26 protein-coding genes and 1 pseudogene are annotated in these 24,753 nt (G+C 71.8%); 16 read left to right on the forward strand and 11 right to left on the reverse strand.

Translation table 11 applies throughout. The features are described 5' to 3' along the window. Window positions 1-30 precede the first annotated feature (30 nt). Both ACQPYE_RS31790 and uvrA read right to left on the reverse strand, forming a co-directional pair. Window positions 31-498, reverse strand: a complete 468-nt coding sequence (locus tag ACQPYE_RS31790) for an SRPBCC family protein (RefSeq protein ID WP_498716688.1) — start codon at window positions 496-498, stop codon at window positions 31-33. 465 nt (window positions 499-963) lie between these two features. Further along, entirely contained in the window at window positions 964-3,837 is a 2,874-nt protein-coding gene (uvrA, locus tag ACQPYE_RS31795) for an excinuclease ABC subunit UvrA (RefSeq protein ID WP_498716690.1), read from the reverse strand. 230 nt (window positions 3,838-4,067) lie between these two features. Here uvrA and ACQPYE_RS31800 point away from each other — a divergent pair, with 230 nt between their 5' ends. After that, the gene (locus ACQPYE_RS31800; protein ID WP_498716691.1) at window positions 4,068-4,862 is read left to right on the forward strand and encodes a maleylpyruvate isomerase family mycothiol-dependent enzyme; all 795 of its coding nucleotides are present in this window, start codon (window positions 4,068-4,070) and stop codon (window positions 4,860-4,862) included. A 101-nt stretch (window positions 4,863-4,963) separates the two neighbouring features. Here the strand turns inward: ACQPYE_RS31800 and ACQPYE_RS31805 are convergent. Further along, window positions 4,964-5,902 (reverse strand): annotated as a pseudogene (locus ACQPYE_RS31805) (acyltransferase family protein); the annotation flags it as partial. A 115-nt stretch (window positions 5,903-6,017) separates the two neighbouring features. On the opposite strand from ACQPYE_RS31805, the gene ACQPYE_RS31810 reads away from it, so the two are divergent. The 7 genes from ACQPYE_RS31810 to rnhA all read left to right on the forward strand — a co-directional run bounded on the left by ACQPYE_RS31810 (window position 6,018) and on the right by rnhA (window position 12,145). Continuing rightward, complete coding sequence (locus tag ACQPYE_RS31810) at window positions 6,018-6,695, forward strand: MBL fold metallo-hydrolase (RefSeq protein WP_498716694.1); 678 nt, start codon at window positions 6,018-6,020, stop codon at window positions 6,693-6,695. 278 nt (window positions 6,696-6,973) lie between these two features. Further along, entirely contained in the window at window positions 6,974-7,312 is a 339-nt protein-coding gene (locus tag ACQPYE_RS31815; protein WP_498716695.1) for a PE domain-containing protein, read from the forward strand. Continuing rightward, entirely contained in the window at window positions 7,312-8,316 is a 1,005-nt protein-coding gene (locus tag ACQPYE_RS31820) for a WXG100-like domain-containing protein (protein WP_498716696.1), read from the forward strand. Before ACQPYE_RS31815 ends, ACQPYE_RS31820 begins: the two co-directional genes overlap by 1 nt. Next, window positions 8,316-8,927, forward strand: coding sequence for a pentapeptide repeat-containing protein (locus ACQPYE_RS31825; RefSeq protein WP_498716697.1), 612 nt, complete (start codon window positions 8,316-8,318; stop codon window positions 8,925-8,927). The genes ACQPYE_RS31820 and ACQPYE_RS31825 overlap by 1 nt, the downstream gene beginning before the upstream one ends. After that, window positions 8,924-9,364 carry a hypothetical protein gene (locus ACQPYE_RS31830; protein ID WP_498716698.1) on the forward strand — a complete coding sequence of 147 codons (441 nt, stop codon included), beginning with the start codon at window positions 8,924-8,926 and terminating at the stop codon, window positions 9,362-9,364. The genes ACQPYE_RS31825 and ACQPYE_RS31830 overlap by 4 nt, the downstream gene beginning before the upstream one ends. 251 nt (window positions 9,365-9,615) lie before the next feature. Beyond that, the gene (locus ACQPYE_RS31835; protein ID WP_498716699.1) at window positions 9,616-11,556 is read left to right on the forward strand and encodes a UvrD-helicase domain-containing protein; all 1,941 of its coding nucleotides are present in this window, start codon (window positions 9,616-9,618) and stop codon (window positions 11,554-11,556) included. Window positions 11,557-11,659: 103 nt separating this feature from the next. Continuing rightward, window positions 11,660-12,145 (forward strand): ribonuclease HI, encoded by a 486-nt coding sequence (rnhA, locus tag ACQPYE_RS31840; RefSeq protein WP_498716700.1) that lies wholly within the window; start codon window positions 11,660-11,662, stop codon window positions 12,143-12,145. Here the strand turns inward: rnhA and ACQPYE_RS31845 are convergent. The 4 genes from ACQPYE_RS31845 to ACQPYE_RS31860 form a co-directional block, all read right to left on the reverse strand. Beyond that, the gene (locus ACQPYE_RS31845; RefSeq protein ID WP_498716701.1) at window positions 12,101-12,625 is read right to left on the reverse strand and encodes a hypothetical protein; all 525 of its coding nucleotides are present in this window, start codon (window positions 12,623-12,625) and stop codon (window positions 12,101-12,103) included. The two genes, rnhA and ACQPYE_RS31845, sit on opposite strands and share 45 nt — an antisense overlap. Window positions 12,626-12,639: 14 nt before the next feature. Further along, on the reverse strand, window positions 12,640-13,029 hold the full coding sequence (locus ACQPYE_RS31850; RefSeq protein ID WP_498716703.1) for a hypothetical protein: 390 nt from the start codon (window positions 13,027-13,029) through the stop codon (window positions 12,640-12,642). 324 nt (window positions 13,030-13,353) lie between these two features. Continuing rightward, window positions 13,354-14,490: an aminotransferase-like domain-containing protein gene (locus ACQPYE_RS31855; RefSeq protein ID WP_498716705.1), complete on the reverse strand. Its 1,137-nt coding sequence runs from the start codon at window positions 14,488-14,490 to the stop codon at window positions 13,354-13,356. A gap of 224 nt (window positions 14,491-14,714) precedes the next feature. Continuing rightward, complete coding sequence (locus ACQPYE_RS31860; protein ID WP_498716707.1) at window positions 14,715-15,551, reverse strand: ADP-ribosylglycohydrolase family protein; 837 nt, start codon at window positions 15,549-15,551, stop codon at window positions 14,715-14,717. Window positions 15,552-15,681: 130 nt separating this feature from the next. On the opposite strand from ACQPYE_RS31860, the gene ACQPYE_RS31865 reads away from it, so the two are divergent. Then, complete coding sequence (locus ACQPYE_RS31865; protein ID WP_498716708.1) at window positions 15,682-16,395, forward strand: S1 family peptidase; 714 nt, start codon at window positions 15,682-15,684, stop codon at window positions 16,393-16,395. A gap of 22 nt (window positions 16,396-16,417) precedes the next feature. On the opposite strand, the gene ACQPYE_RS31870 is transcribed toward ACQPYE_RS31865, so the two are convergent. Continuing rightward, window positions 16,418-17,323, reverse strand: coding sequence for a LysR family transcriptional regulator (locus ACQPYE_RS31870; RefSeq protein WP_498716709.1), 906 nt, complete (start codon window positions 17,321-17,323; stop codon window positions 16,418-16,420). A 113-nt stretch (window positions 17,324-17,436) separates the two neighbouring features. Between ACQPYE_RS31870 and ACQPYE_RS31875 the strand changes: the two genes are divergently transcribed. After that, on the forward strand, window positions 17,437-18,099 hold the full coding sequence (locus ACQPYE_RS31875; RefSeq protein ID WP_498716711.1) for a type 1 glutamine amidotransferase domain-containing protein: 663 nt from the start codon (window positions 17,437-17,439) through the stop codon (window positions 18,097-18,099). Here ACQPYE_RS31875 and ACQPYE_RS31880 read toward each other — a convergent pair. Next, the gene (locus ACQPYE_RS31880) at window positions 18,051-18,455 is read right to left on the reverse strand and encodes a winged helix-turn-helix transcriptional regulator (RefSeq protein WP_498716713.1); all 405 of its coding nucleotides are present in this window, start codon (window positions 18,453-18,455) and stop codon (window positions 18,051-18,053) included. The genes ACQPYE_RS31875 and ACQPYE_RS31880 overlap by 49 nt on opposite strands. Before the next feature lie 48 nt (window positions 18,456-18,503). Between ACQPYE_RS31880 and ACQPYE_RS31885 the strand changes: the two genes are divergently transcribed. The 3 genes from ACQPYE_RS31885 (at window position 18,504) to ACQPYE_RS31895 (ending at window position 20,302) form a co-directional block, all read left to right on the forward strand. Continuing rightward, window positions 18,504-19,301, forward strand: coding sequence for an SDR family NAD(P)-dependent oxidoreductase (locus ACQPYE_RS31885; RefSeq protein ID WP_498716716.1), 798 nt, complete (start codon window positions 18,504-18,506; stop codon window positions 19,299-19,301). A 201-nt stretch (window positions 19,302-19,502) separates the two neighbouring features. After that, complete coding sequence (locus ACQPYE_RS31890; RefSeq protein WP_498716717.1) at window positions 19,503-19,949, forward strand: DUF309 domain-containing protein; 447 nt, start codon at window positions 19,503-19,505, stop codon at window positions 19,947-19,949. A gap of 170 nt (window positions 19,950-20,119) precedes the next feature. Beyond that, window positions 20,120-20,302, forward strand: a complete 183-nt coding sequence (locus ACQPYE_RS31895) for a hypothetical protein (RefSeq protein ID WP_498716720.1) — start codon at window positions 20,120-20,122, stop codon at window positions 20,300-20,302. Between the two features lie 78 nt (window positions 20,303-20,380). Here the strand turns inward: ACQPYE_RS31895 and ACQPYE_RS31900 are convergent, their stop codons facing one another. After that, entirely contained in the window at window positions 20,381-20,611 is a 231-nt protein-coding gene (locus ACQPYE_RS31900) for a hypothetical protein (protein WP_498716722.1), read from the reverse strand. A 114-nt stretch (window positions 20,612-20,725) separates the two neighbouring features. On the opposite strand from ACQPYE_RS31900, the gene ACQPYE_RS31905 reads away from it, so the two are divergent. Then, complete coding sequence (locus tag ACQPYE_RS31905) at window positions 20,726-21,478, forward strand: EI24 domain-containing protein (protein ID WP_498723027.1); 753 nt, start codon at window positions 20,726-20,728, stop codon at window positions 21,476-21,478. Here ACQPYE_RS31905 and ACQPYE_RS31910 read toward each other — a convergent pair. Further along, on the reverse strand, window positions 21,471-23,399 hold the full coding sequence (locus tag ACQPYE_RS31910; RefSeq protein WP_498716723.1) for a beta-propeller domain-containing protein: 1,929 nt from the start codon (window positions 23,397-23,399) through the stop codon (window positions 21,471-21,473). The two genes, ACQPYE_RS31905 and ACQPYE_RS31910, sit on opposite strands and share 8 nt — an antisense overlap. A 263-nt stretch (window positions 23,400-23,662) precedes the next feature. On the opposite strand from ACQPYE_RS31910, the gene ACQPYE_RS31915 reads away from it, so the two are divergent. Together ACQPYE_RS31915 and ACQPYE_RS31920 are read left to right on the forward strand one after the other, a co-directional pair. After that, window positions 23,663-24,037 (forward strand): FKBP-type peptidyl-prolyl cis-trans isomerase, encoded by a 375-nt coding sequence (locus ACQPYE_RS31915; RefSeq protein ID WP_498716726.1) that lies wholly within the window; start codon window positions 23,663-23,665, stop codon window positions 24,035-24,037. Between the two features lie 130 nt (window positions 24,038-24,167). Then, the gene (locus ACQPYE_RS31920; protein ID WP_498716728.1) at window positions 24,168-24,740 is read left to right on the forward strand and encodes a YbaB/EbfC family nucleoid-associated protein; all 573 of its coding nucleotides are present in this window, start codon (window positions 24,168-24,170) and stop codon (window positions 24,738-24,740) included. Window positions 24,741-24,753: the final 13 nt, after the last annotated feature.

Below are 24,753 nucleotides of genomic sequence, written 5' to 3' on the forward strand. Positions count from 1 at the left end.
TGTTGCCCCTTGTTGCCCCTACCCCTTGCCCTACCCCTTGCCCAACGCCGCGTGGAACCCGGCGAGGTAGGTGCGCAGCCCCCGTTGGCCGCTGCGCATCATCAGCTCGTGGTTGGCCAGGAGCAGCGGCCGGGCGAGGACGGACAGGCGCCGCAGCAGCGGTTTGCGCACGACGACCTCCTGGTCGTAGACCAACCGCGACCCGGCGCCCTCGGCGAAGATCCGCCAGCTCGCCGTGCCGTCGAGGTCCCCGACCAGGTCCGCGCGCAACAAACCCGCCGCAGGCTCCCGGGCGTTGTGGCGCGCCTGGAACACCAAGTCGTACGGCAGCACCGAACGGCACCGGAGCTCGGCCACCTCGTCGGCGACCCGGCGGGCCGCACGCACCTGCGGCCACCAGCTCGGATAGCTGCCCAGGTCGGCCAGCACCTCGAACGCCCACTCGGGTGTGCTGTCCACCGACCAGACGCTGCGGAAGCGGTACGTGTTCAGCGGCATGCGGCCATAGTCACCCACATCGGCCGCCGCAGTCACGTGCACAGTCACGTGCACGTGACTGTGCACGTGACTGCGGACGTGAGCGCGGACTCGGGCTCAACTCGCCATGGTCACGTGCACCACGCGAGCCGCGTGCGTGCCCAAGTCGCGCGTGCGTGCCCGAGTCACACGTGCGCAACGCACGCGTCAGCCGACACGCGCGTCAGCCGACACACGCACCAGCCCGAGGCACGCGGCAGCGGTGAGGCAGGCATGCGGTCCAGGTCACGCGGTCCGGGCTACGGGACCAGGTCACCGGGCCGCGCGGGACCAGGTCACGCCTTCCCGGGGACCGGTGGTGTGGGGTGAGCGGGTTGGGATGGCGGCATGATGATGTGCCTGGCCGTCGCGCCTCCTTTATTCCGGCAACGCGATCCGCGTTTCCATTCATACCCGGAGGCCGTAACGCCTTCGGGTGATCTCGGCTCAGCTCACGGCGGCTTCGGCGGGGAGGGCTTCGCGCAGGAACTGGCCGGTGTAGCTGTCGGTCACGTCCGCGACCTGCTCCGGCGTGCCCTCGGCCACCACCATGCCGCCGCCGGACCCGCCCTCGGGCCCCATGTCGACCAGCCAGTCCGACGTCTTGATCACGTCGAGGTTGTGCTCGATCACGATCACCGTGTTGCCCTTGTCCACCAACCCGTTGATCACGCCGAGCAGCTTGCGGATGTCCTCGAAGTGCAACCCCGTGGTCGGCTCGTCGAGGATGTAGACGGTCTTGCCCGTCGACCGCTTCTGCAGCTCCGCCGCCAGCTTCACCCGCTGCGCCTCACCGCCGGACAACGTGGGCGCGGGCTGACCCAGCCGCACGTACCCCAGCCCGACGTCCACCAACGTGCGCAGGTGCCGGTGGATGGCGTTGATCGGCTCGAAGAACGTCGCCGCCTCCTCGATCGGCATGTCGAGGACCTCGGAGATCGTCTTGCCCTTGTAGTGCACTTCCAGCGTCTCGCGGTTGTACCGGGCGCCCTTGCACACCTCGCACGGCACGTAGACGTCCGGCAGGAAGTTCATCTCGATCTTGATCGTGCCGTCGCCCGCGCACGCCTCGCAGCGCCCGCCCTTGACGTTGAACGAGAACCGGCCCGGCTGGTAGCCGCGCACCTTCGCCTCGGTGGTCGCCGCGAACAGCTTGCGGATGTGGTCGAACACACCCGTGTAGGTGGCCGGGTTGGACCGGGGGGTCCGGCCGATCGGCGACTGGTCGACCTGCACCAGCTTGTCGACCTGGTCCAGCCCGCGCACGCGCGTGTGCCTGCCCGGCACCTGCCGCGCGCCGTTGAGCTTGTTCGCCAGCACGGTCGCCAGGATGTCGTTGACGAGCGTGGACTTGCCCGACCCGGACACGCCGGTGACCGAGACCAGGCAGCCGAGCGGGAACGACACGTCGATGCCGCGCAGGTTGTGCTCCCGCGCGCCGACCACGGTGAGCTGCCGCTTCTTGTCGACCTTGCGGCGGGCGGCGGGCATGGGGATCTCCTGGCGCCCCGACAGGTACGCGCCGGTGATCGACTCCTTGTTCTTCAGCAGCTCCTTGTACGGGCCGCTGTGCACGACCTTGCCGCCGTGCTCGCCCGCGCCGGGGCCGATGTCGACCACCCAGTCGGAGGTGCGGATGGTGTCCTCGTCGTGCTCGACCACGATCAGCGTGTTGCCCAGGTCGCGCAGCCGGATCAGGGTCTCGATCAGCTTGTGGTTGTCACGCTGGTGCAACCCGATCGAGGGTTCGTCCAGCACGTACAGCACGCCGACGAGCCCGGAGCCGATCTGCGTCGCCAACCTGATCCGCTGAGCTTCTCCACCTGAAAGGGTGCCGGACGCGCGGTCCAGTGACAGGTAGTTGAGGCCGACGTCGAGCAGGAAGTGCAGCCGGGCCTGGATCTCCTTGAGCACCGCGCCCGCGATCATCGACTCGCGCTTGCCCAGCTTGAGCCCGTCGAGGAACTCCGAGCACTCCGACACCGACATCGCGCAGACCTCGGCGATGGACTTGTCGCCCTTGCGCCCGTGGTGCAGCGTGACGGCCAGGATCTCCGGCTTGAGGCGGGTGCCCTGGCACGTCGGGCACGGCACCTCCCGCATGTAGCCCTCGTACTTCTCCCGCATGTACTCGGACTCGGTCTGCTCCTGACGCCGTTCCAGGAACGGGATCACGCCCTCGTAGTTGGCGTAGTAGGAGCGCTCACGGCCGTAGCGGTTCTTGTAGCGGACGTTGACCTGCTCGTCCACGCCGTGCAGCACGGCCTTCTGCGTCCTGGCGGGCAGCTGCCGCCACGGCGTGTCCATCCGGAACCCGATCGTGAGCCCGAGGGACTCCAGCAGCCGGGTGAAGTACTCGGCGGTCTGGCCGGACGCCCACGGCGCGATCGCGCCCTCGCCCAGTGACAGCTCGTCGTCCGGCACGACCAGCTCCGGGTCGACCTCCTTGCGCACGCCGATGCCGGTGCACGCCGGGCAGGCGCCGTAGGGCGAGTTGAACGAGAACGACCGCGGTTCCAGGTCCTCGATCGCCAGCGGGTGGCCGTTCGGGCACGCCAGGTGCTCGGAGAAGCCGCGCACCCGGCCGGGGTCGTTCTCCGGGACGTCCACGAACTCCAGCTCGACCAGGCCGTCGGCCAGGCGCAGCGCCGTCTCCACCGAGTCGGTCAGCCGCTGCTTGGAGCTCGCCTTGACGCTCAGCCGGTCGATCACGACCGCGATGTCGTGCTTCTCCTGCTTCTTGAGCTTCGGCACCTCGCCGAGGGCGTGCACCACGCCGTCGACCTTGGCGCGCGAGTAGCCCTGCGACTGGAGCGTGGAGAACAGGTCGAGGTACTCGCCCTTGCGGCCGCGGATGACCGGCGCGAGCACCTGGAACTTGGTGCCCGACTCCATGGCCAGCACCTGGTCCACGATCTGCTGGGGCGTCTGCTTGCTGATCGCCTCGCCGCACGTGGGGCAGTGCGCCTTGCCGGCGCGGGCGTAGAGCAGCCGCAGGTAGTCGTAGACCTCGGTGATGGTGCCCACGGTCGACCGCGGGTTGCGGCTGGTCGACTTCTGGTCGATCGACACCGCGGGCGACAGGCCCTCGATGAAGTCGACGTCGGGCTTGTCCATCTGACCGAGGAACTGCCGCGCGTACGCCGAGAGCGACTCGACGTAGCGGCGCTGCCCCTCGGCGAAGATGGTGTCGAAGGCGAGGCTGGACTTGCCCGAGCCGGACAGCCCGGTGAACACGATGAGGCTGTCCCTCGGCAGGTCGAGGTCCACCCCTCGCAGGTTGTGCTCGCGCGCCCCGCGAACGACAAGCCGGTCGGCCACAACGGTTCCCTTCGGTTTTTGACCTTTCCCCGAACAAACGTTCGAAAAGCGTATCGGACCACTGCGTCGGCCCTGTCGGGGAGGGCGTTCACCATGCTAGGACCGGGTACCGACAATTCGTGCCGGGCACACTCCCCCGATCGTGCGCCAACGGCTCTACCGGTCGGTAGGGAACGCCCCTACGCTGGGGTGATAGGCCGTTCGGCCGCAAACGCCGGGATGAGGTGCCCATGAGCTTCGCTGATGCCGCCCAGGTCCGATCCGCCCAGACGAGCGTACCCGCGCCGCGCGAGCAGTCGGCCGCGGTCCAGGACGCGGTCGCCGGGCTCGCCGAGGTCGAGCGGGCGACAGGCGCGTTGTACGAGGTCGTGGCCGCCTTGGACCTCTCCGCGCTGCGCGGTCCGAGCCTGCTGCCGGGCTGGAGCCGGGCGCACGTGGTGACGCACCTCGCGCGCAACGCCGACGCCCTGGTGAACCTGCTCACGTGGGCGAAGACCGGCGTCGAGCACCAGATGTACCCGAGCGCGGTCGACCGTGACGCCGACATCGCCGAGGGCTCGGGCCGGTTGCCGCAGCTACTGCGGGCCGACCTGGACGCGGCGTGCCAGCGGTTCGCCGTGGCCGCCCGCGAGCTGCCCGCCGCGGCGTGGGAGGCGGAGGTCGTGCACCCGAGGTCGGGTCCGTTCCTGGCGCACCGGGTGCCGTGGCTGCGGCTGCGGGAGGTGTGGTTCCACCTGGTCGACCTCGACCGGGGCGTCGGGTTCGCCGATCTGCCCGCGGAGCTGCTGGAGCACTTCCTGGAGGACGCCGCGGGCCAGTACGCCGACCGGGCCGACACGCCGTCGGTGCTGGTGGAGGCGGTGTTCCCGGACGGCCGTCAGCGCAGCTGGGCGCTGACCGCGGCGGACGGCGCGACGTCGCCCGCGGTCGGTGGCGCGGCGGCGGACGTGCTGGCGTGGCTGACCGGGCGCCACAGCGGCGCCCGGCTGAACGGGACGGCGCCGACGTTGCCCAAGTGGCTCTGAGCGGCGTGCAGGCGGGCGGTGAGCAGCAGCCCGGCCAGGGTCGGCCTGCTCGCCGTCAGCGCCCGGTGCGCGGGGCGTTCCACGAACTTGGTGAGCAGCCAGCCGAGGAGGACGGCCGAGCCGGTGAAGAACGCGAGCTGGGTCCACGGTCCGCCGTGGGGCGCGACCTTGGCCATCACGACGTAGCCGAGTTCCTGGTGCACCAGGTACACGCCGTATGAGATGCCCGCCAGCCACTTGATCGGCCGGGTGAGCAGGCGCACGGGCGCGATGTCCCAGTCCGGGCCGCCCGCCGCGGCGCACACGCCGATCAGCAGGACGCCGAACCCGATGGTGGACTTGAGGTCGCCGCTGTGCCCGGCCTGCGCCAGGAGTGCGGCCGTGAGCAGGGCGAACAGGTGCCGTTCGCCGAGTCGCCCCTTGGACCAGAGCCAGATGGCGATGCCGATGGCGAACAGCTGCGCCCGTTGCGCGCCCAGGCCGTTGTAGAGGGTGTGGACCAGGCCGGGGTCGGCGGTCCAGTCCCGGATGGCCAGGGGGATCACGATGAGGGCCCAGAGCAGCGCCTTGACCGCCCGGCCGCGGATCCGCGACACCAGCAGGGCGCCCGCGACGAACCCGGTGATCTGGATCGGGAGAGTCCAGTAGGCGACGTCGACCAGGCGTGCCTCGGGGAACCAGCTCTGCAGCATGAGGACGTTGACGAGCAGGTCGCGCGGTTCGAGCTCGCTCCAGCCGTCCGGGGTGAAGTGGCGCAGCACGGTGTAGGTGCACACGGCGGCGACCAGGTAGGCGGGCAGCAGGCGGGCCAGTCGGTTGCGCAGGAAGCGGGCGGGTTCGCCCTTGGCCAGGGCGGCGCAGGCGAAGAAGGCGGAGATCACCACGAGCGTGCTGGCGCCGAACTCGAAGCCGAAGACGAAGGCGGGCCGGGCGAGCTCGGGGTGGTTGGCCGGGCCGACGCGGGTGGCGTGCTGGAGGAGCACGCACAGCACGGCGAGGATGCGCAGGACGTCCCAGTTGATCCGACGTTTGGTAGGCACGAGGTAGAAGAACCCTAATCAGACGAAATCGGAGGGGCGGCGTGATCGTCGCCAACCCTATGGGGTCGACCTGTGGGGACCCTGAAGGGTGCCCGGTCGGATACGGTCGGCCATTGTGGACGTACTAGAGGACTACACGGGGCACGTGTCACCGGGCGGACCGGCGGCGCGGCGCACCCTCGACGCGCTGACCATCACCAAGGTCTCGGTCGGCCCGATGGACAACAACGCGTACCTGCTGGTCTGCCGTGCGACGAACGAGGGTTTGCTCATCGACGCGGCGGCCGACCCGGAGCGGCTGTCGGACGTGGTCGGCCACGGGGTGGACCGGCCGAGGCTGAAGACGGTCGTCACCACGCACCGGCACCAGGACCACTGGGGTGCGCTCGGCGCGGTCGCGGGCGCGAACGGCTCCAACACCATCGCGCACGCGGCGGACGCGGACGTGCTGCCCATCCCGCCGGACGTGCTGGTGGGGCACGGTGACACCGTTCACGTCGGCGAGGTGCCGTTGGCGGTGATCCACCTGCGCGGCCACACGCCGGGCTCGATCGCCCTGCTGTACAGCGACCCGACCGGCCACCCCCACCTCTTCACCGGGGACTCGCTGTTCCCGGGCGGTCCTGGACGGACAACAAGCCCGGAGGACTTCAAGAGCCTGATGGACGACTTGGAGGCCCGGGTCTTCGGTGAACTACCCGACGACACCTGGATCTATCCCGGTCATGGGGATGATTCCACGATCGGAGCAGAGCGTCCCAAGCTCGGCGAGTGGCGTTCGCGCGGCTGGTGAGTACACGGATGGGTGCCGGGAGCGGCCAAGCGGAGCGCCAACGAGCCCCGACCTGCACCCATCCGATACCCATCCGGGCAATTCGGTCCACGCCCGTGTGATTCGGACCGACGGAGACCGCCCCGGGCGTCCGCGAGGACATGAGCGCCGGCTCGATGGGATGCGGCAAGGCACGGGCAACGGCTCGACCCAGGTCGCCGGCCGTAGGACGACCAGGCGCTTTGCCTCTTACTCCGAAAAGCCACGAACCGACTACGCAGAGTGCCATCTTCCGCGCCATGGGTGGCGTTGACGTACGTCCGGAGAGCATCCACTCGGCAGCTCAGCGCGTCGATGGAGCCGGGCATGACTGGGGTGAATCGGTCGCCGCGCTGTCCGGTGACATGGACTCCGCCGGCTCACCGTACGGCGGGGACGAACTGGGCGCCGCGCTCGCCGAGATGTACGGGATCATCGGCCCGACCGCGTTGGAGTACTTCACCGAGACCGGGTTGTGCATGGTCGAGACAGCTGCGGCGATGAACGAGATGGCCGCCGAGTACACCGTCGTGGAACAGGACAACGCCGCGCAGATGCGTCGCGTCCAGGACATCCTCAACAGCCTCGGCGAGGTCTGATGGGCTTGCAGTTACCGCCGGAACTGATCGAGGCGCTGTCCTGGATCGGGTGCACGTGGCCGGAGGCCGACGAGACCGCCCTGTTCCACTGCGGTGAGCACTGGGGCGCGTTCGCTGAACGCGTGGTCGAGCACGCCGAGGCGGCGACCACCGCCGTGCAGACGATGCTCGCGGAGAACAGCAGCCCCGGTCTTGACGCGTTCCGGACCTATTGGGAGAAGCTGTCCGGCGAGGACGGCTACCTGGTCGACTGCGGCATCGTGGCCGGGGCGGTGTCCATCGCGTTCTACGCCGCCGGCGGCCTCGTGCTGACGTTGAAGATCATGGTGATCGTCCAGCTCGTCGCGTTCGCGATCATCTTGGCCGCGGCCATCGCCGCCGCGTTCTTCACCCTCGGCGCATCCCTGGCCGCAGCGGCCAATGCGGCGGTCACCATCAACCGGACGATCGTCGCGCTGGTCAACTCGACCATCCTGGCGATCCGCGAACTCGGCGCACCGCTCTCGGAACTGGTGCGCGATCACCTCAGCAAGGAGGTCGACCGGCTCGGCTCCCGTCCCATCCACTCGTCCGAGCGGGGCGTCGACGACTTCGACACCCCGGAGGAGCGTGAAGCGGACCGCACTGAGTACGAACGCCGCAAGGAAGAGCTGGCCAAGGATCCCGACAACGGCGGCAAGGCCACCGACGCGACCCGTCGGGAAGCGGAAGTCGCGCTGGGCCTGGAGAAGGTGGGAGCGGTCACCCCGCCGGTCGAACGCGGCAGCCCCGGCGCGGACTTCAAGGACGGCACAGGCCAGGACTGGGACGTGAAAGGCTTCCACACCAGGCCGGGCAAGGGCGGCTACACCACCGCGGCGGCGGAGCAGTCGATCAAGCGGGAGATCGCGGCCGGGGAGCACGTCGCGCTCGACACCGCCAAGCTGTCCCCAGCAGACCGTGAGGACCTGAAGGAACTCGTTGCGGCCCACCCTGAGTGGGCCGGTCAGGTAGTGATCTACTGATGAACGCGCCACCGACCCAGACGGAGTTCGACGCGCTGCTGCGCGAACACCACGCGTGGAACGACGACGGCAGCGGTCGAAGACTGGTTCTCGCCGGCCGTTCGCTGACCGGCCTCCGATTGGCGGGGCTGCGGCTGGACGGCGCGGTGCTCGACGAAGCCGACCTGTCCGGTTGCGACCTGACCGGCGCTGATCTCAGCCACGCCGAACTGATCGGCGCGAACCTCCGCGATGCACGGCTGACCACCGCCGACCTCTACAAGGCGAACCTGACCGGCGCCGACCTCACCGGCGCGGATCTCACCGGCGCCCGTCTGCTCCGCACCGACCTGACCGAGGCCGTGCTCGCCCGCACCGCCCTCGACCACGCGGAACTGACCAAGACGTATTTCTTCCGCACCGACCTGCGCGGCGCGACGTTGCGCAATGCCCGGTTCGAGCGCGTTGGCTTCGACGCCGACCTGGTGGCCGGTTGGGACGCGACCGATGCGACCGGAACGGTGCTCGCGGGCGGTCTCGTCATCGACGCGGGCGGCCCGACCGACGTGATCGACGCCCTACACCAGGCCGGTGCCCTGATCCGACCCTTCGCGGGAAAGGCACAGCTATGACCGACCCCTGGAGCGGGTCCAAGGATGTCGTGCACACCATGCAGGACCAACTGGCCCGCCTGCGAGCGAACGCCGCATCACAGCCTGCCGCGCCACCCGAGCCTGTGGTCGGTACCGGCGAAGCACTGGACGGCCACATTCGCGTGGAAGCCACGCTCGGCCGTGTGAGTTCACTCCGCGTCGACCCGTCCGCTCTGCGCACCCGACTACCGGACCTGGTCGCCGCAATCGTGGAAGCGACGAACGCCGCGCTCGACGCCGCCCGGACGGCGACGGCCGAGTCGCTGCCGATCCCGCCGTCGCTGGATCAGATGACCCGCGTCCTGGGCGAGTTGTCCACCGACTCGCTGCGGGCTGCGGACCAGGCGGCCGAGGGCATTCGCCAGTCGATGGCAGCAATCCAACGCATCTCGCAACTGCACCGCAAACAGCCGTGAGCCGACCTCTTCACCGGTGATTCGCTGTTCCCGGCAGGGGTCGGCAAGACCTCGATGACGTGGAGACCCGGGTCTTCGGTGAACTGCCGGACGACACCCGGGTGTGGCGCTGATCGGGCGGGCCGTTCGAGCCTCGGGTGGCCGCCGGGGTGCGCGGTGGACTGCGACGTCCGGGTGATCGACTGATCGTCGCCGCCCGGCGACCGCTTTGCGTTCTAAGTTCATCACAACAGGTGACGAACGGAGGGTGCATGGCTCTCAGTGCGCATGCCTGGCGCCGGGTGCAGCAAGAGGCCGGGGAGGTCCTGGCCCGAGCGATGCCGCGGTTGCCGCCCCGATCCCGCCGAGTGCTCACCGCCCTGCTCTCCGGCACCGCGACCGGCCGGCGGTTCTTCGTCCACGGTGATCAGGAGCGGCGTGACCGGGCGGACGCCTTCGTGGTCGGGGCCAGCGGCATCACGGCGGTGGTGATCGGGGAGGTCGGGGACGCGCGGGCGGTGGTCCGGCACGCCGAGGAGCGGTGCGCCGGCATCCGGGGGCCGCGCGGGCAGGTGCTGGTGCGCAGCGCGATCCACTTCGCGCTGATCGGCGCCGGCGGCGACCTACCCCCGTTCCGGGTGCTGGACGAGAGCCGGTTGGAGCTGCTGTTCCGCCACGACGCCGCCCACCTGGACCGCAACCAGGTCGACTCCATCGCAGACCAGCTCGGCAAGCGGCTGGCGAACTACCGGGAGCTGGGGGTCCGGGCGCCCGGGCGCGTGCCCGAGCAGGTAGGGCTGCTGGACGTCGAGGAGGTGACCGAGGACCAGCTCACGGCCGCCCAGCAGAGGCCCTTCGACACGTGGTTGACCTTCCTGCACCCGCAGCAGCAGGTCGTGGTGAACCGCCGCTACCACGGTCCGGCGCGGATCAGCGGCCCGGCGGGCACCGGGAAGACGGTGGTCGCCCTGCACCGCCTGCGGCACCTGGCCAGGCAGTCCACCGGTCCGCTGTTGTTCACCACGTTCGTCCGCACCCTGCCGCACGTCCACCGCACCGCGTTCCTGCGGCTGGCCCCGGAGTTGGGCGACCGGGTCGAGTTCACCAACCTGCACTCCTGGGCCCGCGACTTCCTCGCCGCGCGCGGCCGGCGGGTCGACGTCCAACCCACCCAGGCCCAGACGCAGTTCAGCCGGGCCTGGATGGCGCACCGCGACGCGTTGGCCCGGTGGGAACCCGCCGCCGCCTACTGGCAGACGGAGATCGACCGGGTGATCAAGGGCCGCGGTCTGCGGACCCTCAAGAAGTACCAAGAGGTCCACCGGCGCGGCCGCACCGTGCGCTTGGACGCCGGGCAACGCGAACTGGTCTGGCAGCTCTACCTCACCTACGAGCGGTTCCTGGCGGACAAGGGCGTGCACGACCACAACGACCTGATCGCCATCGCCTTGGCCGAGCTCGAGCGGCAGCCGCCGGACGAGCGGTACGCCGCCGTGGTGGTGGACGAGGTGCAGGACGTCCCGCTGACCGGGTTGCGGTTGCTGCGCGAGTTGGCGGGTGACGCGCCGAACCGGCTGCTTCTCGTCGGCGACGGTCAGCAGCAGGTGTACCCGGGTGGCTGGCGGCTGTCCGATGCCGGCATCCCGATCCAAGGGCGGGGCGAGGTGCTGCGGGTGAACTACCGCAACCGCCAGGGCGTGCTCGACTTCGCCCGGCGGTTCGACGCGAGCAACACCGTGGACGACCTCGACGGCGCGACCGGTGTCACGTTGCGCCAAGCCGACACGGCCTCGACGGGTGGCGAGGCGCACGTGTGGCGGGGCGGCGAGCAGGACTTGCCTCGAACGCTCGTGACCGCCGTGCGCGAGCTGCCGGTTCCCGTCGGGCAGGCCGCGGTGATCACGTTCGGCAACCAGGACGCCCAGCGCTGCGCCGCGGTGTTGCGCGAGGCGGGCATCCCGTCACGGCGTCTCGAGGACTACACCGGCGAGCAGGACGACCGGCTCAAGGTCGGCACGGTGCACCGCGCCAAGGGTCTGGAGTTCCAGGCGGTCCTGGTGGTCGAGTTCCTGCGCCCGGACGACGACGTGCACGAGGAGCAGGTCGAGCTGCGGACCAGGCAACGCCTCGTCGCCGCCACGCGGGCGCGTGACTACTTGTGGTGGGCCGTGGTCGAGCGGGCGAACACGTCCTCCGGGAGGAAGCAGCCGTAGCCGCGACCCGTCCCGGTCGGCCGGCGTGCCCACGGCCGCCGGCCGGGCGGAAGCGGTTGCGCTCACGGCGGAACGCCCGCCGCCGGTCGGTATGTTTTCCCGCATGGAGCAGGTGGTGGAGATCTACACCGACGGCGCGTGCAGCGGCAACCCCGGGCCGGGCGGGTGGGGCGCGGTGCTGCGGTACGGGACGCACGAGCGCGACCTGTTCGGCGGGGAGTCGACGGCCACCACCAACAACCGGATGGAGCTGATGGCGCCGATCCGCGCGCTGGAGACCCTCAAGCGGCCGTCGGTGGTGCGGATCTACACCGACAGCACGTACGTCCGCAACGGGGTGCTGTCCTGGATGACCAAGTGGAAGGCCAACGGCTGGCTGACCTCGGCCAGGCAGCCGGTCAAGAACGTCGACCTGTGGCAGCGCCTCGACGCCGCCGCCACGCCGCACGAGGTCGAGTGGCACTGGGTGAAGGGGCACGCCGGGCACCCCGAGAACGAACGCGCGGACCGGCTGGCGGTCCGCGGCGTCCGGGCTGCGGTGGAGTCAGATCTGCGGGCAGACGTCGTACATGACGCGGAACAGGCGTGAGGACTCCGGTGTCTGCTCCGGCGGCAGGTCGAAGTAGCCCTTGGCGGCCTCCACGCACCGGGTGAGCAGGTCGTGCTCGCCGGACAGGGTCGACTCGCGGGACCGGTTGGTCTCCAGCGTCGCGTCGACCTCCTCCTGCTTCCCGGTCACGTCGGCGAGGCTGCGCTCCTGGTCGGACCTGGTGGCCGCGATCGCGTCGCGGTCGGCGCGCTCGCCCAGGTAGAGGACGGTGAACAGGCCCGTCACGAGGGCGAGCACGGCGGCCAGCGCGATCAGCGCGACGATCGGCGTCCGGCTCGGGCGCGCGGGTGGCGGTGGCGTCGGCTCGTGCTGCGGCGGCACGCCGTTCGGTGGCGTCGGCGCAGGTCCCGAGGCAGGTGTCAGGGCGGGCACCGGCGAGGGCGGCGTCAGCGAGGACGGTGTCGGCACGGGCGTCGGCGAAGACGGCGTGAACACCCGGTCGGGTTCTGGCGTGGTCATGTCGGCTCCCCGGCTCAGCAGTTGTCGGAGGCTCGGTCGACGGCGGGCCCGAGGGCCGCGTCATCGTCGTCCCGCGCCGCGATGATCGAGTCCCTGGCCGGGTCGGCGCACTTGTGCAGCTCGGCGTTCTGCGCCTCCAACGTGGAGATCCGGCCGATGACGGTGTCGTTGGCCGACTCGGTCTCCTCCAACCGCCCCTCGGCCTCGGTGAGCGACCGGCTCGTCTGGTCCAAGCGCTGGACCTCTAAGGCGTGCTCGTCCTTCGCGCCGACGAACAGCACGATCGTCAGCACGGACGCGCCGACCAGGACGATGACGAGCAGGCCCAGCAGCACGACGGCGGCACGTGACCGGGGCCGCGGCGGTGGTGGCGGTGACGGGATCGACAGCACGTGGTCGGTCATGTGGCCCCCTTCTTGTTCGAGATGCCACGAAAGTAGGGAACCGGACGACCACCGGCCAAGCCTCGGGCCGCCGGAAACTTCCGCTACCTGCCGGGGACCGGGCCGAACCCGTCCCCGGACCGGGCCGGTCCGGGGACGGGGATGGGGATGGGGGCGGGGATGGAGGCGGGACGGGGACCGGGCGGCGGACCCGGCGCCGGCCGCCGTCGTGCGCGGTGAGGCAGGACCGCCGAGTCGAGCTTCACCACCGCCACGAACAACGCCCTCGGAACCGACACGGTGCACCGCACCCCGGCCGCGGTCAACACCTGCCCCGCGCGCCGCCTAACCCCGCAGCACGGTCGCCAGCCGCCGCATCCCCTCCACGACCTCCTCGACCGTGTTGGTGGTGAACGACAACCGCAGGGTCGACCGGTCGGGGATCGTCGCGTAGAACGGCGCGCCCGGCACGAACGCCACGTCCCGCGCCAACGCCGCCGTGATCAGCGACGACGTGTCGACCTCGCCCGGCAGCGACACCCACACGAACATCCCGCCATCCGGATCGCTCCACCGGGCGCCGGCCGGCACGGTCGACGGCAGCGCGCCGATCATCGCGTCCCGCCGCTCCCGGTAGGCCGCGCACAGCCCGCGGATGTGCTCGTCCAGGTCGTTCGCCTTCAGGTACGCCGCCGCGGCGGCCTGGTCGATGGTGGACGTGTGCAGGTCCGCCGCCTGCTTCACGATCACCAGCGTGCGCATGATCGACGCGGGCGCGCGCAGCCAGCCCAGCCGCATCCCCGGCGCGCCGACCTTGGAGAAGCTGCCCGCGTACAGCACGCGGTCGCTCATCGACGCCAACGACGGCACCGGCTCGCCCCGGTAGCGCAGCTCGCCGTACGGGTCGTCCTCGACCACCCACAGGCCGTGCCGGTCGGCCAGCGCGGCGACCTCGGCCCGCCGCTCGGCGATCAACGTCCGGCCGGTCGGGTTCGCGAACGTCGGCACCAGGTACAGCAGCTCCGGGCGCTCCCGCTCGATCACGTCCGCCAGCGCGGCCGGGACCATGCCGTGCTCGTCGCTCGCGACGGGCACGATCCGCGCGTCGGCGAGCTGGAAGCACTGCAACGCGGCGAGGTAGGTCGGCTCCTCCACCGCGACGACCGCGCCCGGCTCCAGCAACGCGGTCACGACCAGCGTCAGCGCCTGCTGCGAGCCGGACGTGACGAGCAGGTCCTCCACCTCGGTCGGCAGGCCGCGCCGGGTCAGCCGGTCGGCGACCAGGCCGCGCAGGTCCACGTCGCCCTCGGTGGGCGCGTACTGGAGGGAACGGCGGGAGAGTGCCTGGTCGAAGGCCGTGCGCAGGCCTTCGACGTCGAACAGCTCGGGCGCGGGCAGGCCGCCGGCGAACGAGATGACCTCGGGACGGGAGGTGAGGGCGAGCAGGTCGCGGACCGGTGAGCCGGCGAACGTGCGCGGCATGGGAGGGCTCCTCGAAAGGTCGAGCGGAAGGGTTCACGCGGTTGTGCCACGCATGAGCAGGCCGCACTGGGGTCGAGGCGCCGGTTCCATCCTAACGGCCTGGTCGACGGGTGTCGGTGAGCCTGCCGACGGTGTCCGAGCACCTGGAGGTGCTGCGCGAGGCCGGGCCCGCGTTCGGCGACGTCCGCCGTGGCCGGAGGACCGGGCCGCCGACCCGCTCCCCGCTACCGCAGCAGCAGATCGTCCACGCGGGCCAGGTGGGCGCGGCCGAACGGGCCGTTCTCCAGCCCGTCCACCAGCACCTGGGGCAGGTCGGCGCGGATCTCGGCGGACCGTGACGCGGCGGCCAGCGCGACCGTCGCGACGGTGTCCACGTCACCGGTGAAGGCGACGCACGCCCGCAGCACCGAGCTCAGCGAGCCGCCCTCGGCCAAGGCGGTCAACGCGGCGCGCACGCTCATCACGCCCTTCGACCCCACCTCGCCCCGCCACGGCCGCGCCCACACGTCGGAGCCGAGCCGCTCGGCGATCCACGGGCCGACCTCCGCCACCGGGCCCAGCCCGTGGTGGCAGTAGTGCACGGCCAACGCCGCCGCCCAGGCCGACGCCACACCGTCCGGCGTGTCGTGGGTGACCTTGGCCTGCACGTCGGTGTGGTGCAGCACGTCGGCCACGGTGGGCAGCAGCCCGGCCGGGGCGGCGCGCATCGCCGCGCCGCTCTTGTCGCTGTCGGGCCGGATGCGGGCCAGGAACTCCGCGCCGGTGCGCACGCCTTCCAGGAAAGCCTGGAAACCCCGCGCATAACCCTCGCGCGGATCGCGGTGGAACGCGGTCACGAACGCCGACGCCACCGACTCGGGCGTCCACGGCGCGCCGGAGACCCGCAGCTCCGCCAACGCCAGCGTCATCTGCGTGTCGTCCGTGTACGAGCCGGGGCGGATACCGGTGTGCCGGGGGTGCCGCACGTACCCGGCGAGGGTGTTGTGGCTGGTCACGAGGGAGGGGTCGGCGTACTCGAAGCCCGCGCCGTACGCGTCCCCGATGGCCAGTTCGACGAGCATGGCGCACACCGTATAGCGCGCGTTATGACTGATTCGATATATCCCTTTTCACCCGGTCGAGTGGTACGAATCTCGTGACCCAAGACATCCCTGTGCGCGAGCGATCGCGTGTCTTCGGAATCGAGGAACCTTGCGAATCACCAGGTTGATCCCTGCCCTCGCAGCCGCGTTGCTCTCCCTGCTCACCCTCGCCCCGTCGGCGTCGGCCACGCCGGCGACGGCGGAGGGCGGCGTGACGCCGTACATCATCGGCGGCGGCTACGCGAGCAACGCCCCGTGGGCGGCCCGGCTGTTCTCCAACGGCAGGCAGACGTGCAGCGCGACCATCATCGCGCCCACGTGGATCCTGACCGCGAAGCACTGCGTCACCGGCGGCGGGCTGTCGTTCCGCATCGGCAGCCTCGACCAGACCTCCGGCGGCACGGTGGCCAACGGCGTCCAGACCTACACCCACTCGTCGGACCTCTCGCTGGTCCGGCTCGACCGCTCGGTGTCCGCGACCTACGCCCGGCTCGGCCAGCCGGGTTCGGTCACCGTGGGCCAGACCGTGCAGGTCTACGGCTGGGGCGCGACCTCCCAGTGCGGCTCGGAGATCAACTGCCAGTCGCAGTACCTGAAGGTCGCCAACGTGATCGTCACCGGCGGCTGCACCGACGCCTACGGCGGCAACGCGATCTGCGCCCGGCGCGGTGACGGCATCACCGCCGGCGGCGACTCGGGCGGTCCGATGATGGCGGGTGGCGCGCAGGTCGGCGTCGCGTCCACCAGCGACCGGCAGACCACCACCGCCTACACCAACGTGACGCGCTACCGGTCCTGGATCCAGTCCATCGCCGGCGTCTGATCCGCCTCGCGGGGCTGGGACGTCACAGCGCGCCCCAGTCCCGCGAACGGGCCATCAGGTGGCCGTGCACCAGCGCCACCGACGGGTTCGCCAGCCCGCCGACCCGGGCGGCCAGGAACAACGTGTTCAACGGCGGCACGGCGGCCTGGTGCGCCAACTCGACCGATCCCGCCGCCAGCGCCGGGTCGGCCAGGTACCGCGGCAGCGCCGACACGCCGGCCCCCGCGACCACCGCCGCCAGCACCGCCCGCAGGTCCGGCACGACCACCGCGACCGGGTTGGGCGGGCGGCGGCCGAACTCGCTGCGCCAGTACCGCCGCACGATCGGCAGCTCCTCCGCGTACGCGACCAGCGGCAGGTGCGCCAACGCGCGCACCGGGTCGGCCGCCAGCAGCGCGCGGTCGATCGTGCGCACCAACGTCGGCGCGCCGACCAGCACGAACTCCTCGTCCACGAACGGGGTCGCGACCACCGCGCGGTCCGTGGGCCGCACCGCGGACACCACCAGGTCCAGCCTGGCGTTGGCCAGCGCGGCGAGCAGGTCGTCGGCCAGGCCGAGGGTGATCCGCAACCGCAGCCCGCGCGTGGTCAGCGGCGCCAGCGCGGGCAGCACCCGCGCGGCCACCACCTCCACCGCGCCCGCCAGGTGCACGGTGCCCGCGTACGCCTCCCGGTCGTCCACCTCGGACAGCGCCGACCGCAGCTGGTCCACGTGCGCGCCGACCCGGCGGGCCAGCGCGTCGGCCCGCGCGGTCGGCGTCACGCCGCGGCTGGAGCGCGCGAACAGCGGCTCGCCGAGTTCGCGCTCCAGCCGGGCCAGCTGCCCGCTCACCGCCGGCTGGGTGAGGCCCCGGCGCTGGGCCGCGGCGGTCAGCGAGCCGGACCGGTAGATCTCCACGAACGTGGACAGCAGGTCGAGGTCCGCCACCGCGCAACTCCACAGCTATAAGAAGACTTATGACGGGCCGAACCGTATCGGATGAAACGTGATGGGGTGGTCGTTGTCCCGAGCAGTACCGGACTTCATGGGAGGAACGAACGATGAGCAGGGTTCTCGTGGTCGTCTCGGCAGCCGACGAGCTCGTGCTGGCCGACGGGTCCAGCCACCCCACCGGGTTCTGGGCGGAGGAAGTGGTCGAGTCGGTGCGCGTGCTGCGCGACGCCGGCGTGCGGGTGGACGTCGCCACGCCGGGCGGCGTGCGGCCGACGGTGGACGCGGTCAGCCTGACCGACGAGTTCGGCGCGTTCCTGGCGTCGATCGACGACGAGCTGGCGGCGCCGCTGCGGTTGGCGGACGTCGACGTGGCCGACTACGACGGCGTGCTGCTGCCCGGCGGGCACGGCCCGATGGCCGACCTGGCGTTCGACGCGGACCTCGGCCGGCTGCTGGTGGCGTTCGACGACGCGGGCAAGGTCGTCGGCGCGCTGTGCCACGGCCCGGCCGGGCTGCTCGCCGCGGTGCGCGAGGACGGCTCGTTCGCGTTCGCCGGGCGGCGGCTGACCGCGTTCACCGACGAGGAGGAGCGCCAGGGCGGCCTGTCCGTGCCGTACTCCGTGGAGGCGCGGTTGCGCGAGCTGGGCGCCGTGCCGCGCACGGGTCCGGCGTGGTCCAGCACGGTCGTCGTGGACGGCAACCTGGTCACCGGCCAGAACCCTCAGTCCAGTGTGGACACCGCACGCCGGGTGCTGGAAACCTTGTCGTAGGCCGACCTCGCGGCCTCGATCTCGTCCTCGTGCCGCAGCACCCACTGTCCCAGGGGGACGACGAGGTCCAGCATGGAACGGCCGAGCGCGGTCGCCGCGTACGTCACGCCGGCGGCCTTGCCCGGTCGCTCCTCCCGGCTGACGAGGCCGTCGCGCTCAAGGGTGCGCAGGGTGCGGGTGAGGATGCGGCGGCTCAGGTCGTGCACCGCGCGGTCCAGCTCGTTGAAGCCGTAGGGCCGTTCGGCGAGCAGGGCCAGCACCAGCAGGCTCCACTTGTCGCCGACCCTGGCCAGCAGGTCGGACACCGGGCAGGCGGCGCGGTCGGCGGCCGTGACCGGAGCCGGGACCAGTGACATGGATGTGCCTTCTTCCGGGACGTCGTGACGGGCTGCAAGCTCCAGGTTATGGCGAACGCGGTGATCACGGGTGGCACGAACGGCATCGGCCGGAGCTTGGCGGAACGGCTGGCGCGCGAGGGGCACCGCGTCGCGGTGGTGGGCCGGTCGGCCGTCGCACCGGATGGGGTCGAGCTGATCCGGGGCGACCTGAGCACGATCGCCGGCACCGCGGCGGTGGCCGAGGAGGTGACCTCGCGGTTCGACGTGGTCGACCACCTGGTGCTCGGCGCGGGCCGGTACACCCCGCGCCGGGTGGTCACCGCCGACGGCTTGGAGCACTCGTTCGCGCTCTACGCGGTGAGCCGGTTCGCGCTGGTGGAACGGTTGCTGCCGGCCTTGGCGCGGTCCGCCGCGCCGGTCGTGGTGAGCCTGTGCGGCGTGGCCGGGCTCAAGGGGCCGGGCATCCGGTGGGACGACCTGGCGCTGAGCCGCGGGTTCCGGCCGTTCCAGGCGGTCAGCCAGGGCGCGCGGGCGGCCGACCTGCTCGGCGCCGGGTTCGCCGACCGGCACCCGGGCAGCGCGGTGCGGTACGTGCTGCACAACCCGATGTTCGTGGACAGCGGGCTGGGGGCGCAGGTCGGCGGGCTGCGCGGCCGGGCGCTGGACCTGGCGGCCCGCCTGTTCGCCCGGTCGACGGCCGACGCGGCGGACCAGGTCCACCGGTTCCTGGCCGACCCGCCCGCCGTGCCCTTCACCGCGTCCCGCGCGGGCGCGCCGGTCGACCCGGGCAGGCCGGAGTTCGACCGGGCCACCGCCGCCCGGCTCTACACCGTGCTGGAGGACATCACCGCCGCGGCACGGTGACGCGACGGGGTCATCGCCGACCAGGACGAGGCGCTCGTCGTCCACCGCAACGTCTTCCACCGCGATGGCGGAGCCGATCGCCGAGGGCCCGCTGGGCGCGGTCGTCTTCCGGGTGGACGACCGCGACGCCACGGTCGCCGCGCCGCTCCAGCGCCGAACCGCGCCGTTTCGTGGTGGCGTGGTTCGTGACACGATCACGACGTGCCGACCAGCCCACGCGACCGCGACGACCAGGGCCGCGCCCGCAACGCGCGCCCGCGCGACGGCCTCGGCCGCCCGCTGCCCTACGGGCTGCCCGGCGTCGAGCGCCAGCCGGAAGGCGTGCCGCGCACGCCCGGGGAGTCGCTCGTCGAGGCGCAACGCCTGCTCGACCTCGGCCGGCCGTTCCACGCGCACGAAGTGCTGGAGGACGCGTGGAAGGCCGCGCCCGAGGCCGAACGGGAGCTGTGGCGCGGCCTGGCGCAACTGGCCGTGGGCATGACCCACGCCGCGCGGGGCAACGCGTCGGGCGCTTCGGCGCTGCTCGGCCGGGGCGCGCGCAACATCACCCCCTACCGTGACGACCCGCCGCACGGGGTGGACGTGGCCGGCCTGGTGGCCTGGGCCGCGTCGGGCGTCGGCGTGCCGCAGCTGACCGGGAGCTCGTGACGTGCCGATCAGGCCTCACCGGGTTCGAGTCGGGGTGGGCGCCGGAGGTCACCGCCTACCCGACGCGGGGCCGTTGACCTGTCCGGGCCTCGAAGTTGGGCCGAACGCGCGCTTGGCGGACCCCGCGGCGGGGTAACTGGTGGTCACCCACCTCACCTTGGAGGTTTCCCGTGTTAGCGATCATCGCCGCGGTCATCTTCGGCCTCGCCCTCCTGCTTGACCTGGCGAACGCCTCGCTCGGCTCCGTGCTGGACGGAGGGACGCTGCTCATGGCCGGTCTGCTGTGCGTGGCGTTGCACCTGGCCGGCGTCGGCGCCGGCGCGCGGGCGTTGAGCTTCCGCCGTCGTCGTTGAGGATCGCGACCCCGGGTGGCCGGTTGATCGACCGGCCACCCGGGGTCGTGGCGCACGAGCCGGGGACGAAGCCGGTTGTCAGTCGCGGGACGGCGGCACCGAGAGCAGGCACGCCACGCAGGGCATGCCCTCGGGTTCGGGCAGCAGCTCCGCCGAGTCCATGTCGAGCCGCTCCCCGCACAGCGTCAGCAGCGTCGACCGCGTGCCGTCGTCGGGCAGCGGCGCCAGGTGGCAGCTCCGCTCCCACTCGCCGACGAGGTCACCGCGCTTGCGCACGAGCAGGACGGGCTCGGTGTGATCCAGTGCCATGACGAAACGTCCTCTCCCCAGAGACCAGCAGTCTGACACCGCTCCCAGAACCGCGCGACCACCGTTTCGCGACTTCGTGGGCCCCACCGCGGATATGCTCCGCCGGTGATCAGGGTGCTGAGGGACTTCTCGACCGGTGTCGGACTGCTCGGCCAGGGTTTCTCGCTGGTGTTCCGCTCGCCGAAGCTGCTGCTCATCGGCGCGATCCCGGCGTTGCTCACGACCGTGCTGCTGATCGGCGGCGTGGTCGGGCTCGCGCTGTGGATCGACGAGATCGCCACCTGGGTCACGCCGTTCGCCGACGACTGGAACGAGGGTCTGCGCACGGCCACCCGCTTCGCCGCCGGGTTCTCGATCATCGGCGCGTTCGTCGCGATCGGACTGCTGCTGTTCACCGCGATCACGCTGATCATCGGCGGACCGTTCTACGAGCACATCGCCGAGACCGTCGAGGACACCCACCTCGGCGGCGTGCCCGAGGCCGAGCGGGTGAGCTGGCTCCAGTCGGCGGCGGTCGGCGTGCGGGACGCGGTCCTGCTCGTCGGCATCGCGATCCTGCTCGCCATCCCGCTGTTCGCCGCCGGGTTCATCCCGGTCGTCGGGCAGACCGTGGTGCCGGTGGTCGCGGTGCTCGTCAACGCGTCGCTGCTGGCGATCGAGCTGACCGCCATCCCGTTCACCCGGCGCGGCCTCAAGCTCGACGTGCGCCGCCGCACGCTGCGCAAGCGGCGCGCGGTCACGCTCGGCTTCGCCGTGCCGACCTACCTGCTGTGCCTGATCCCGTTGGCGGCGCTGGTGGTGCTGCCGGCGGCGATGGCAGGCGGCACGGTCCTCGCGCACCGCCTGCTCCACGACCAGATCAGGTGAACGGCACCCACGCCTGCCGCGCCAACCCGTCGATCCGGTCGACGCCGACGCCCACGGCCGACACCGTCCACAGGTCGTCGCCGATCACCAGCGCCCGGCGGATGCCCGGGTCGTAGGCCGACTGCTCGTGCCGGACCGTGCCCAGCGCGGAGAACGCGCCGTCGCCCAGCCGCAGCACCAGCAGCCCGCTCGACCCCGCCGTCGGATCGCCCGTGCCCGACCCGGTCACCGGCAGCACCACCAGGTCGCGGGCAGGCCAGTACAGGAACGCGTGCGGGTCGAACTCGACCTCCGAGCTCGCGCCGGGCAGGTGGTGGCCCGCGACCTTGGCCGGCGCGGCCGGGTCCGACACGTCGAACAGCGACACCTGCGTGCCGGTGGTCCGGCCCCGCTCGGTGGCCTCCTGGCCGACGCCGATCAGCTTCCCGTCACCGGCGGGGTGCAGGTACGCCGAGTAGCCGGTGATCTTCAGCTCGCCGACCTTGCGCGGCTTGGCCGGGTCGGACAGGTCCAGCGTGTAGAGCGGGTCGACCTGCCGGAACGTCACCACGTACCCGACCGGCCCGGCGAACCGGACGCTGTAGATCCGCTCGCCGACGCCGAGCCCGTCGACCACGCCCACCTGGCCGAGCGTCGCGCCGTCCCGCTTGAGCACGGTCACCGCGCTCTGCGTCGCGGGAGCCTGCTCGGGGACGCCCGGCGCGTCGCCGGACGTCGTCGCCACCCGCAGGTGCCCCTGGTGCTCGGACAGCGAGTACTGGTTGAGCAGCGTGCCCGCGACCCGCCCGGACGCCACGTGCTTCGGCGGGCCCGGCTGCGACACGTCGAACTGGTGGATCGCCGTGGTCGTGGGCCCGGTCGGCGCGAACCTCGTCATCGGCCGCAGGTGGTGGTCGTCGGCCACGTACAGCGACGTGCCGGTGCCGTACACGGTGTCGCCGTCGGCCATGATCGTCACCGCGTCGCCGCCGCCGAGCTCGCCCGGGAAGTCGAACGTCAGCACGGACAGCATCGACGTGGCCGAGTGCTCCACGGGGTGGCTGACCCGGTCGCACGCCACCAGCGTGCCCTCCGAGCGCGAGCCGTCGACTTCGGACAGCGCGTAGCGCGGCAGCCACGACTCGATCGGCGCGGTGGCGGCGAGCTCCCGGTTCGCGATCAGGGCCTCCGCCTCGCCGCGGACGCCGTCCGGGTACACCCACGGCAGCCGGGGCCCCGAGTGCACGACCACCCGCACCACGCCGCCGACCTGCCGCGCGTCGACGTACCGGCCGTCCACGGTGAGCGAGCCCAGGACCCGCGGCGCGCCGGACAGGTCGACCAACGTCACCGACGAGTCCTCCGCGTACACCTCGGCCGGGCCGTCGACCACGAACCCGCGTCCCGCCGTGCCCTGCCCGGCGCCGATGAGCAGCGCGCGGTCCTCGTGCAGCAGCAACTGGGTCGAGTGGCCCGCGGGCACGTCCAGCGTGCCGGTGAGCCGGCGGGTGGCCACGTCCAGCACGCGCAGCTTGCCGTCGGCCACCGTCACGACCCGCTTGCCGTCGGTCTTGACCAGGTCCGGCTCGTCGACGCCCGCCTCGTGCGCGTTCGTCTTCGAGTGCTCGGGCACGGCGGCCGAGTCGCGCTGCGCGCTGACCACCGGCGCGTCGGCCTCCATCGCGACGTCGCCGGCCTTGGTCCGGAAGCCGTGACCACCGACCCCGTACACGCCGACGTGCGGCGCGATCGCCTCCCGCAGCCCGGCCAGCGCGGTGTCGCACGTGTCGAACGCCACCAGCTCCACCGGCACGGCCTCGATCGGCGGCACGATCCGCCAGTCCTCCGCCTCGGTGGGCACGGCGGAGGCCGCGCTCACCCCCACGACCAGTGCCGCGCAGCCGAACAGCGCCGCACGCGTACCCCAGGACCATCGCCTCATGCACCCAGGACGGGACGGGCGGGGCAAAAGGTTGCGCCGCCCCGGTTCCGGCCTCGGTCACGCCTCGGTCACGGTCAACGTCGTGGCCCGGTCGCGGCCGGGGCCACGGCTCCGTCGCGGCCCTGTCACAGCCCCTGTCACAGCCCCGGTCACGGCTCGCGCGTAGGCCGATCGGCCCCACCAGGGGCGACATGATTGAGTAGGCCCGGACCGATTGCCCAACACCCCCGCATCCGGGGGTGGAGCGACCACAGGAGAGTCAAATGGCCCCGAGCAAGCCCGAGGTCGAGCCGTACGAGGGCGCCGCGCCCGCCGACCTGGTGATCGAGGACATCACCGTCGGCGACGGGCCCGAGGCGGCCCCCGGTCAGCTCGTGCACGTGCACTACGTCGGTGTGGCGCACTCGACCGGCGAGCAGTTCGACGCCTCGTGGGACCGCGGCGAGGCGTTCAGCTTCCCGCTGGGCGGGGGTCGCGTCATCGCCGGCTGGGACCGCGGCGTCGCGGGCATGAAGGTCGGCGGCCGGCGCAAGCTGGTCATCCCGCCGCACCTGGGCTACGGCGACCGCGGCGCGGGCGGCGCGATCAAGGGCGGCGAGACGCTGATCTTCGTGGTGGACCTGCTCGGCGTGAACTAGCGCCGCCGCGGCCCGGTTGCGACCCCTGCTCCGTTCGGAGCATTCGACCCGGGATCGGAACCGGGCCGTTCACCATTGCGTCATCCTGGGTGGAACCAACCGCTCGTCGTCTTCAAGGGGGAGAACCGCCGTGCCCGAGGACATCGGCGCGTCCGAGCGGATGCTCGGCCAGTGGCAGCAGAGCATCGAGCAGAAGGCCGAGCGCTACCAGCAGATGGCCGCCCGCGTGCAGGGCATGACCATCTCCGAGGCGTCGCGCGACGGCTCGGTGAAGCTCACCATCGGCTCGAACGGCATCCTGACCAACCTGGAGATCGCCGAGTCCGCGCGGGACAAGCGGATGGCCGAGGTGTCGGCCGAGGTGATGAGGACGTTGCAACGCGCGCAGTCGCGCATCCCGGAACTGCTCCAGCAGGCCATGGCCGAGACCATCGGCACGCAGGACGAGACGGCCAACGTGCTGTTCGACCAGGCCAAGCGCAACTTCCCCACCCCGCCGCACGAAGAGCCCGCGCCGCCGCCGGCAGGCCGTGAGATGCGCTTCGGCATCGAGGACGACGACACGCCCGCGCGGCCCACCCCGCGCTCGGCGCCACCGTCCCCTCCGCCGTCCACGCCACCGTCCGCCCCGCCGCCGTCGCGCAGGCCACCGCGCGGGCCGGACGAGGACGACGACTTCGGCGGACAGTCCTTCCTTTCGTGACCACGCTTTTCCA

The organism is Actinosynnema sp. CA-299493, assembly GCF_050946825.1.
Classification (GTDB): domain Bacteria; phylum Actinomycetota; class Actinomycetes; order Mycobacteriales; family Pseudonocardiaceae; genus Actinosynnema.

Excerpts from the sequence above, each read along its gene's own strand:
- ACQPYE_RS31910 (WP_498716723.1), bottom strand. The coding sequence starts at position 23,399 with ATGAGGCGATGGTCCTGGGGTACGCGTGCGGCGCTGTTCGGCTGCGCG.
- ACQPYE_RS31885 (WP_498716716.1), top strand. The coding sequence starts at position 18,504 with ATGGCGAACGCGGTGATCACGGGTGGCACGAACGGCATCGGCCGGAGC.
- ACQPYE_RS31880 (WP_498716713.1), bottom strand. The coding sequence starts at position 18,455 with ATGTCACTGGTCCCGGCTCCGGTCACGGCCGCCGACCGCGCCGCCTGC.
- ACQPYE_RS31820 (WP_498716696.1), top strand. The coding sequence starts at position 7,312 with ATGGGCTTGCAGTTACCGCCGGAACTGATCGAGGCGCTGTCCTGGATC.
- ACQPYE_RS31790 (WP_498716688.1), bottom strand. The coding sequence starts at position 498 with ATGCCGCTGAACACGTACCGCTTCCGCAGCGTCTGGTCGGTGGACAGC.
- rnhA (WP_498716700.1), top strand. The coding sequence starts at position 11,660 with ATGGAGCAGGTGGTGGAGATCTACACCGACGGCGCGTGCAGCGGCAAC.
- ACQPYE_RS31845 (WP_498716701.1), bottom strand. The coding sequence starts at position 12,625 with ATGACCACGCCAGAACCCGACCGGGTGTTCACGCCGTCTTCGCCGACG.
- ACQPYE_RS31850 (WP_498716703.1), bottom strand. The coding sequence starts at position 13,029 with ATGACCGACCACGTGCTGTCGATCCCGTCACCGCCACCACCGCCGCGG.
- ACQPYE_RS31900 (WP_498716722.1), bottom strand. The coding sequence starts at position 20,611 with ATGGCACTGGATCACACCGAGCCCGTCCTGCTCGTGCGCAAGCGCGGT.
- ACQPYE_RS31830 (WP_498716698.1), top strand. The coding sequence starts at position 8,924 with ATGACCGACCCCTGGAGCGGGTCCAAGGATGTCGTGCACACCATGCAG.
- ACQPYE_RS31855 (WP_498716705.1), bottom strand. The coding sequence starts at position 14,490 with ATGCCGCGCACGTTCGCCGGCTCACCGGTCCGCGACCTGCTCGCCCTC.
- ACQPYE_RS31835 (WP_498716699.1), top strand. The coding sequence starts at position 9,616 with ATGGCTCTCAGTGCGCATGCCTGGCGCCGGGTGCAGCAAGAGGCCGGG.
- ACQPYE_RS31915 (WP_498716726.1), top strand. The coding sequence starts at position 23,663 with ATGGCCCCGAGCAAGCCCGAGGTCGAGCCGTACGAGGGCGCCGCGCCC.
- ACQPYE_RS31860 (WP_498716707.1), bottom strand. The coding sequence starts at position 15,551 with ATGCTCGTCGAACTGGCCATCGGGGACGCGTACGGCGCGGGCTTCGAG.
- ACQPYE_RS31875 (WP_498716711.1), top strand. The coding sequence starts at position 17,437 with ATGAGCAGGGTTCTCGTGGTCGTCTCGGCAGCCGACGAGCTCGTGCTG.
- ACQPYE_RS31800 (WP_498716691.1), top strand. The coding sequence starts at position 4,068 with ATGAGCTTCGCTGATGCCGCCCAGGTCCGATCCGCCCAGACGAGCGTA.
- ACQPYE_RS31815 (WP_498716695.1), top strand. The coding sequence starts at position 6,974 with ATGGGTGGCGTTGACGTACGTCCGGAGAGCATCCACTCGGCAGCTCAG.
- ACQPYE_RS31825 (WP_498716697.1), top strand. The coding sequence starts at position 8,316 with ATGAACGCGCCACCGACCCAGACGGAGTTCGACGCGCTGCTGCGCGAA.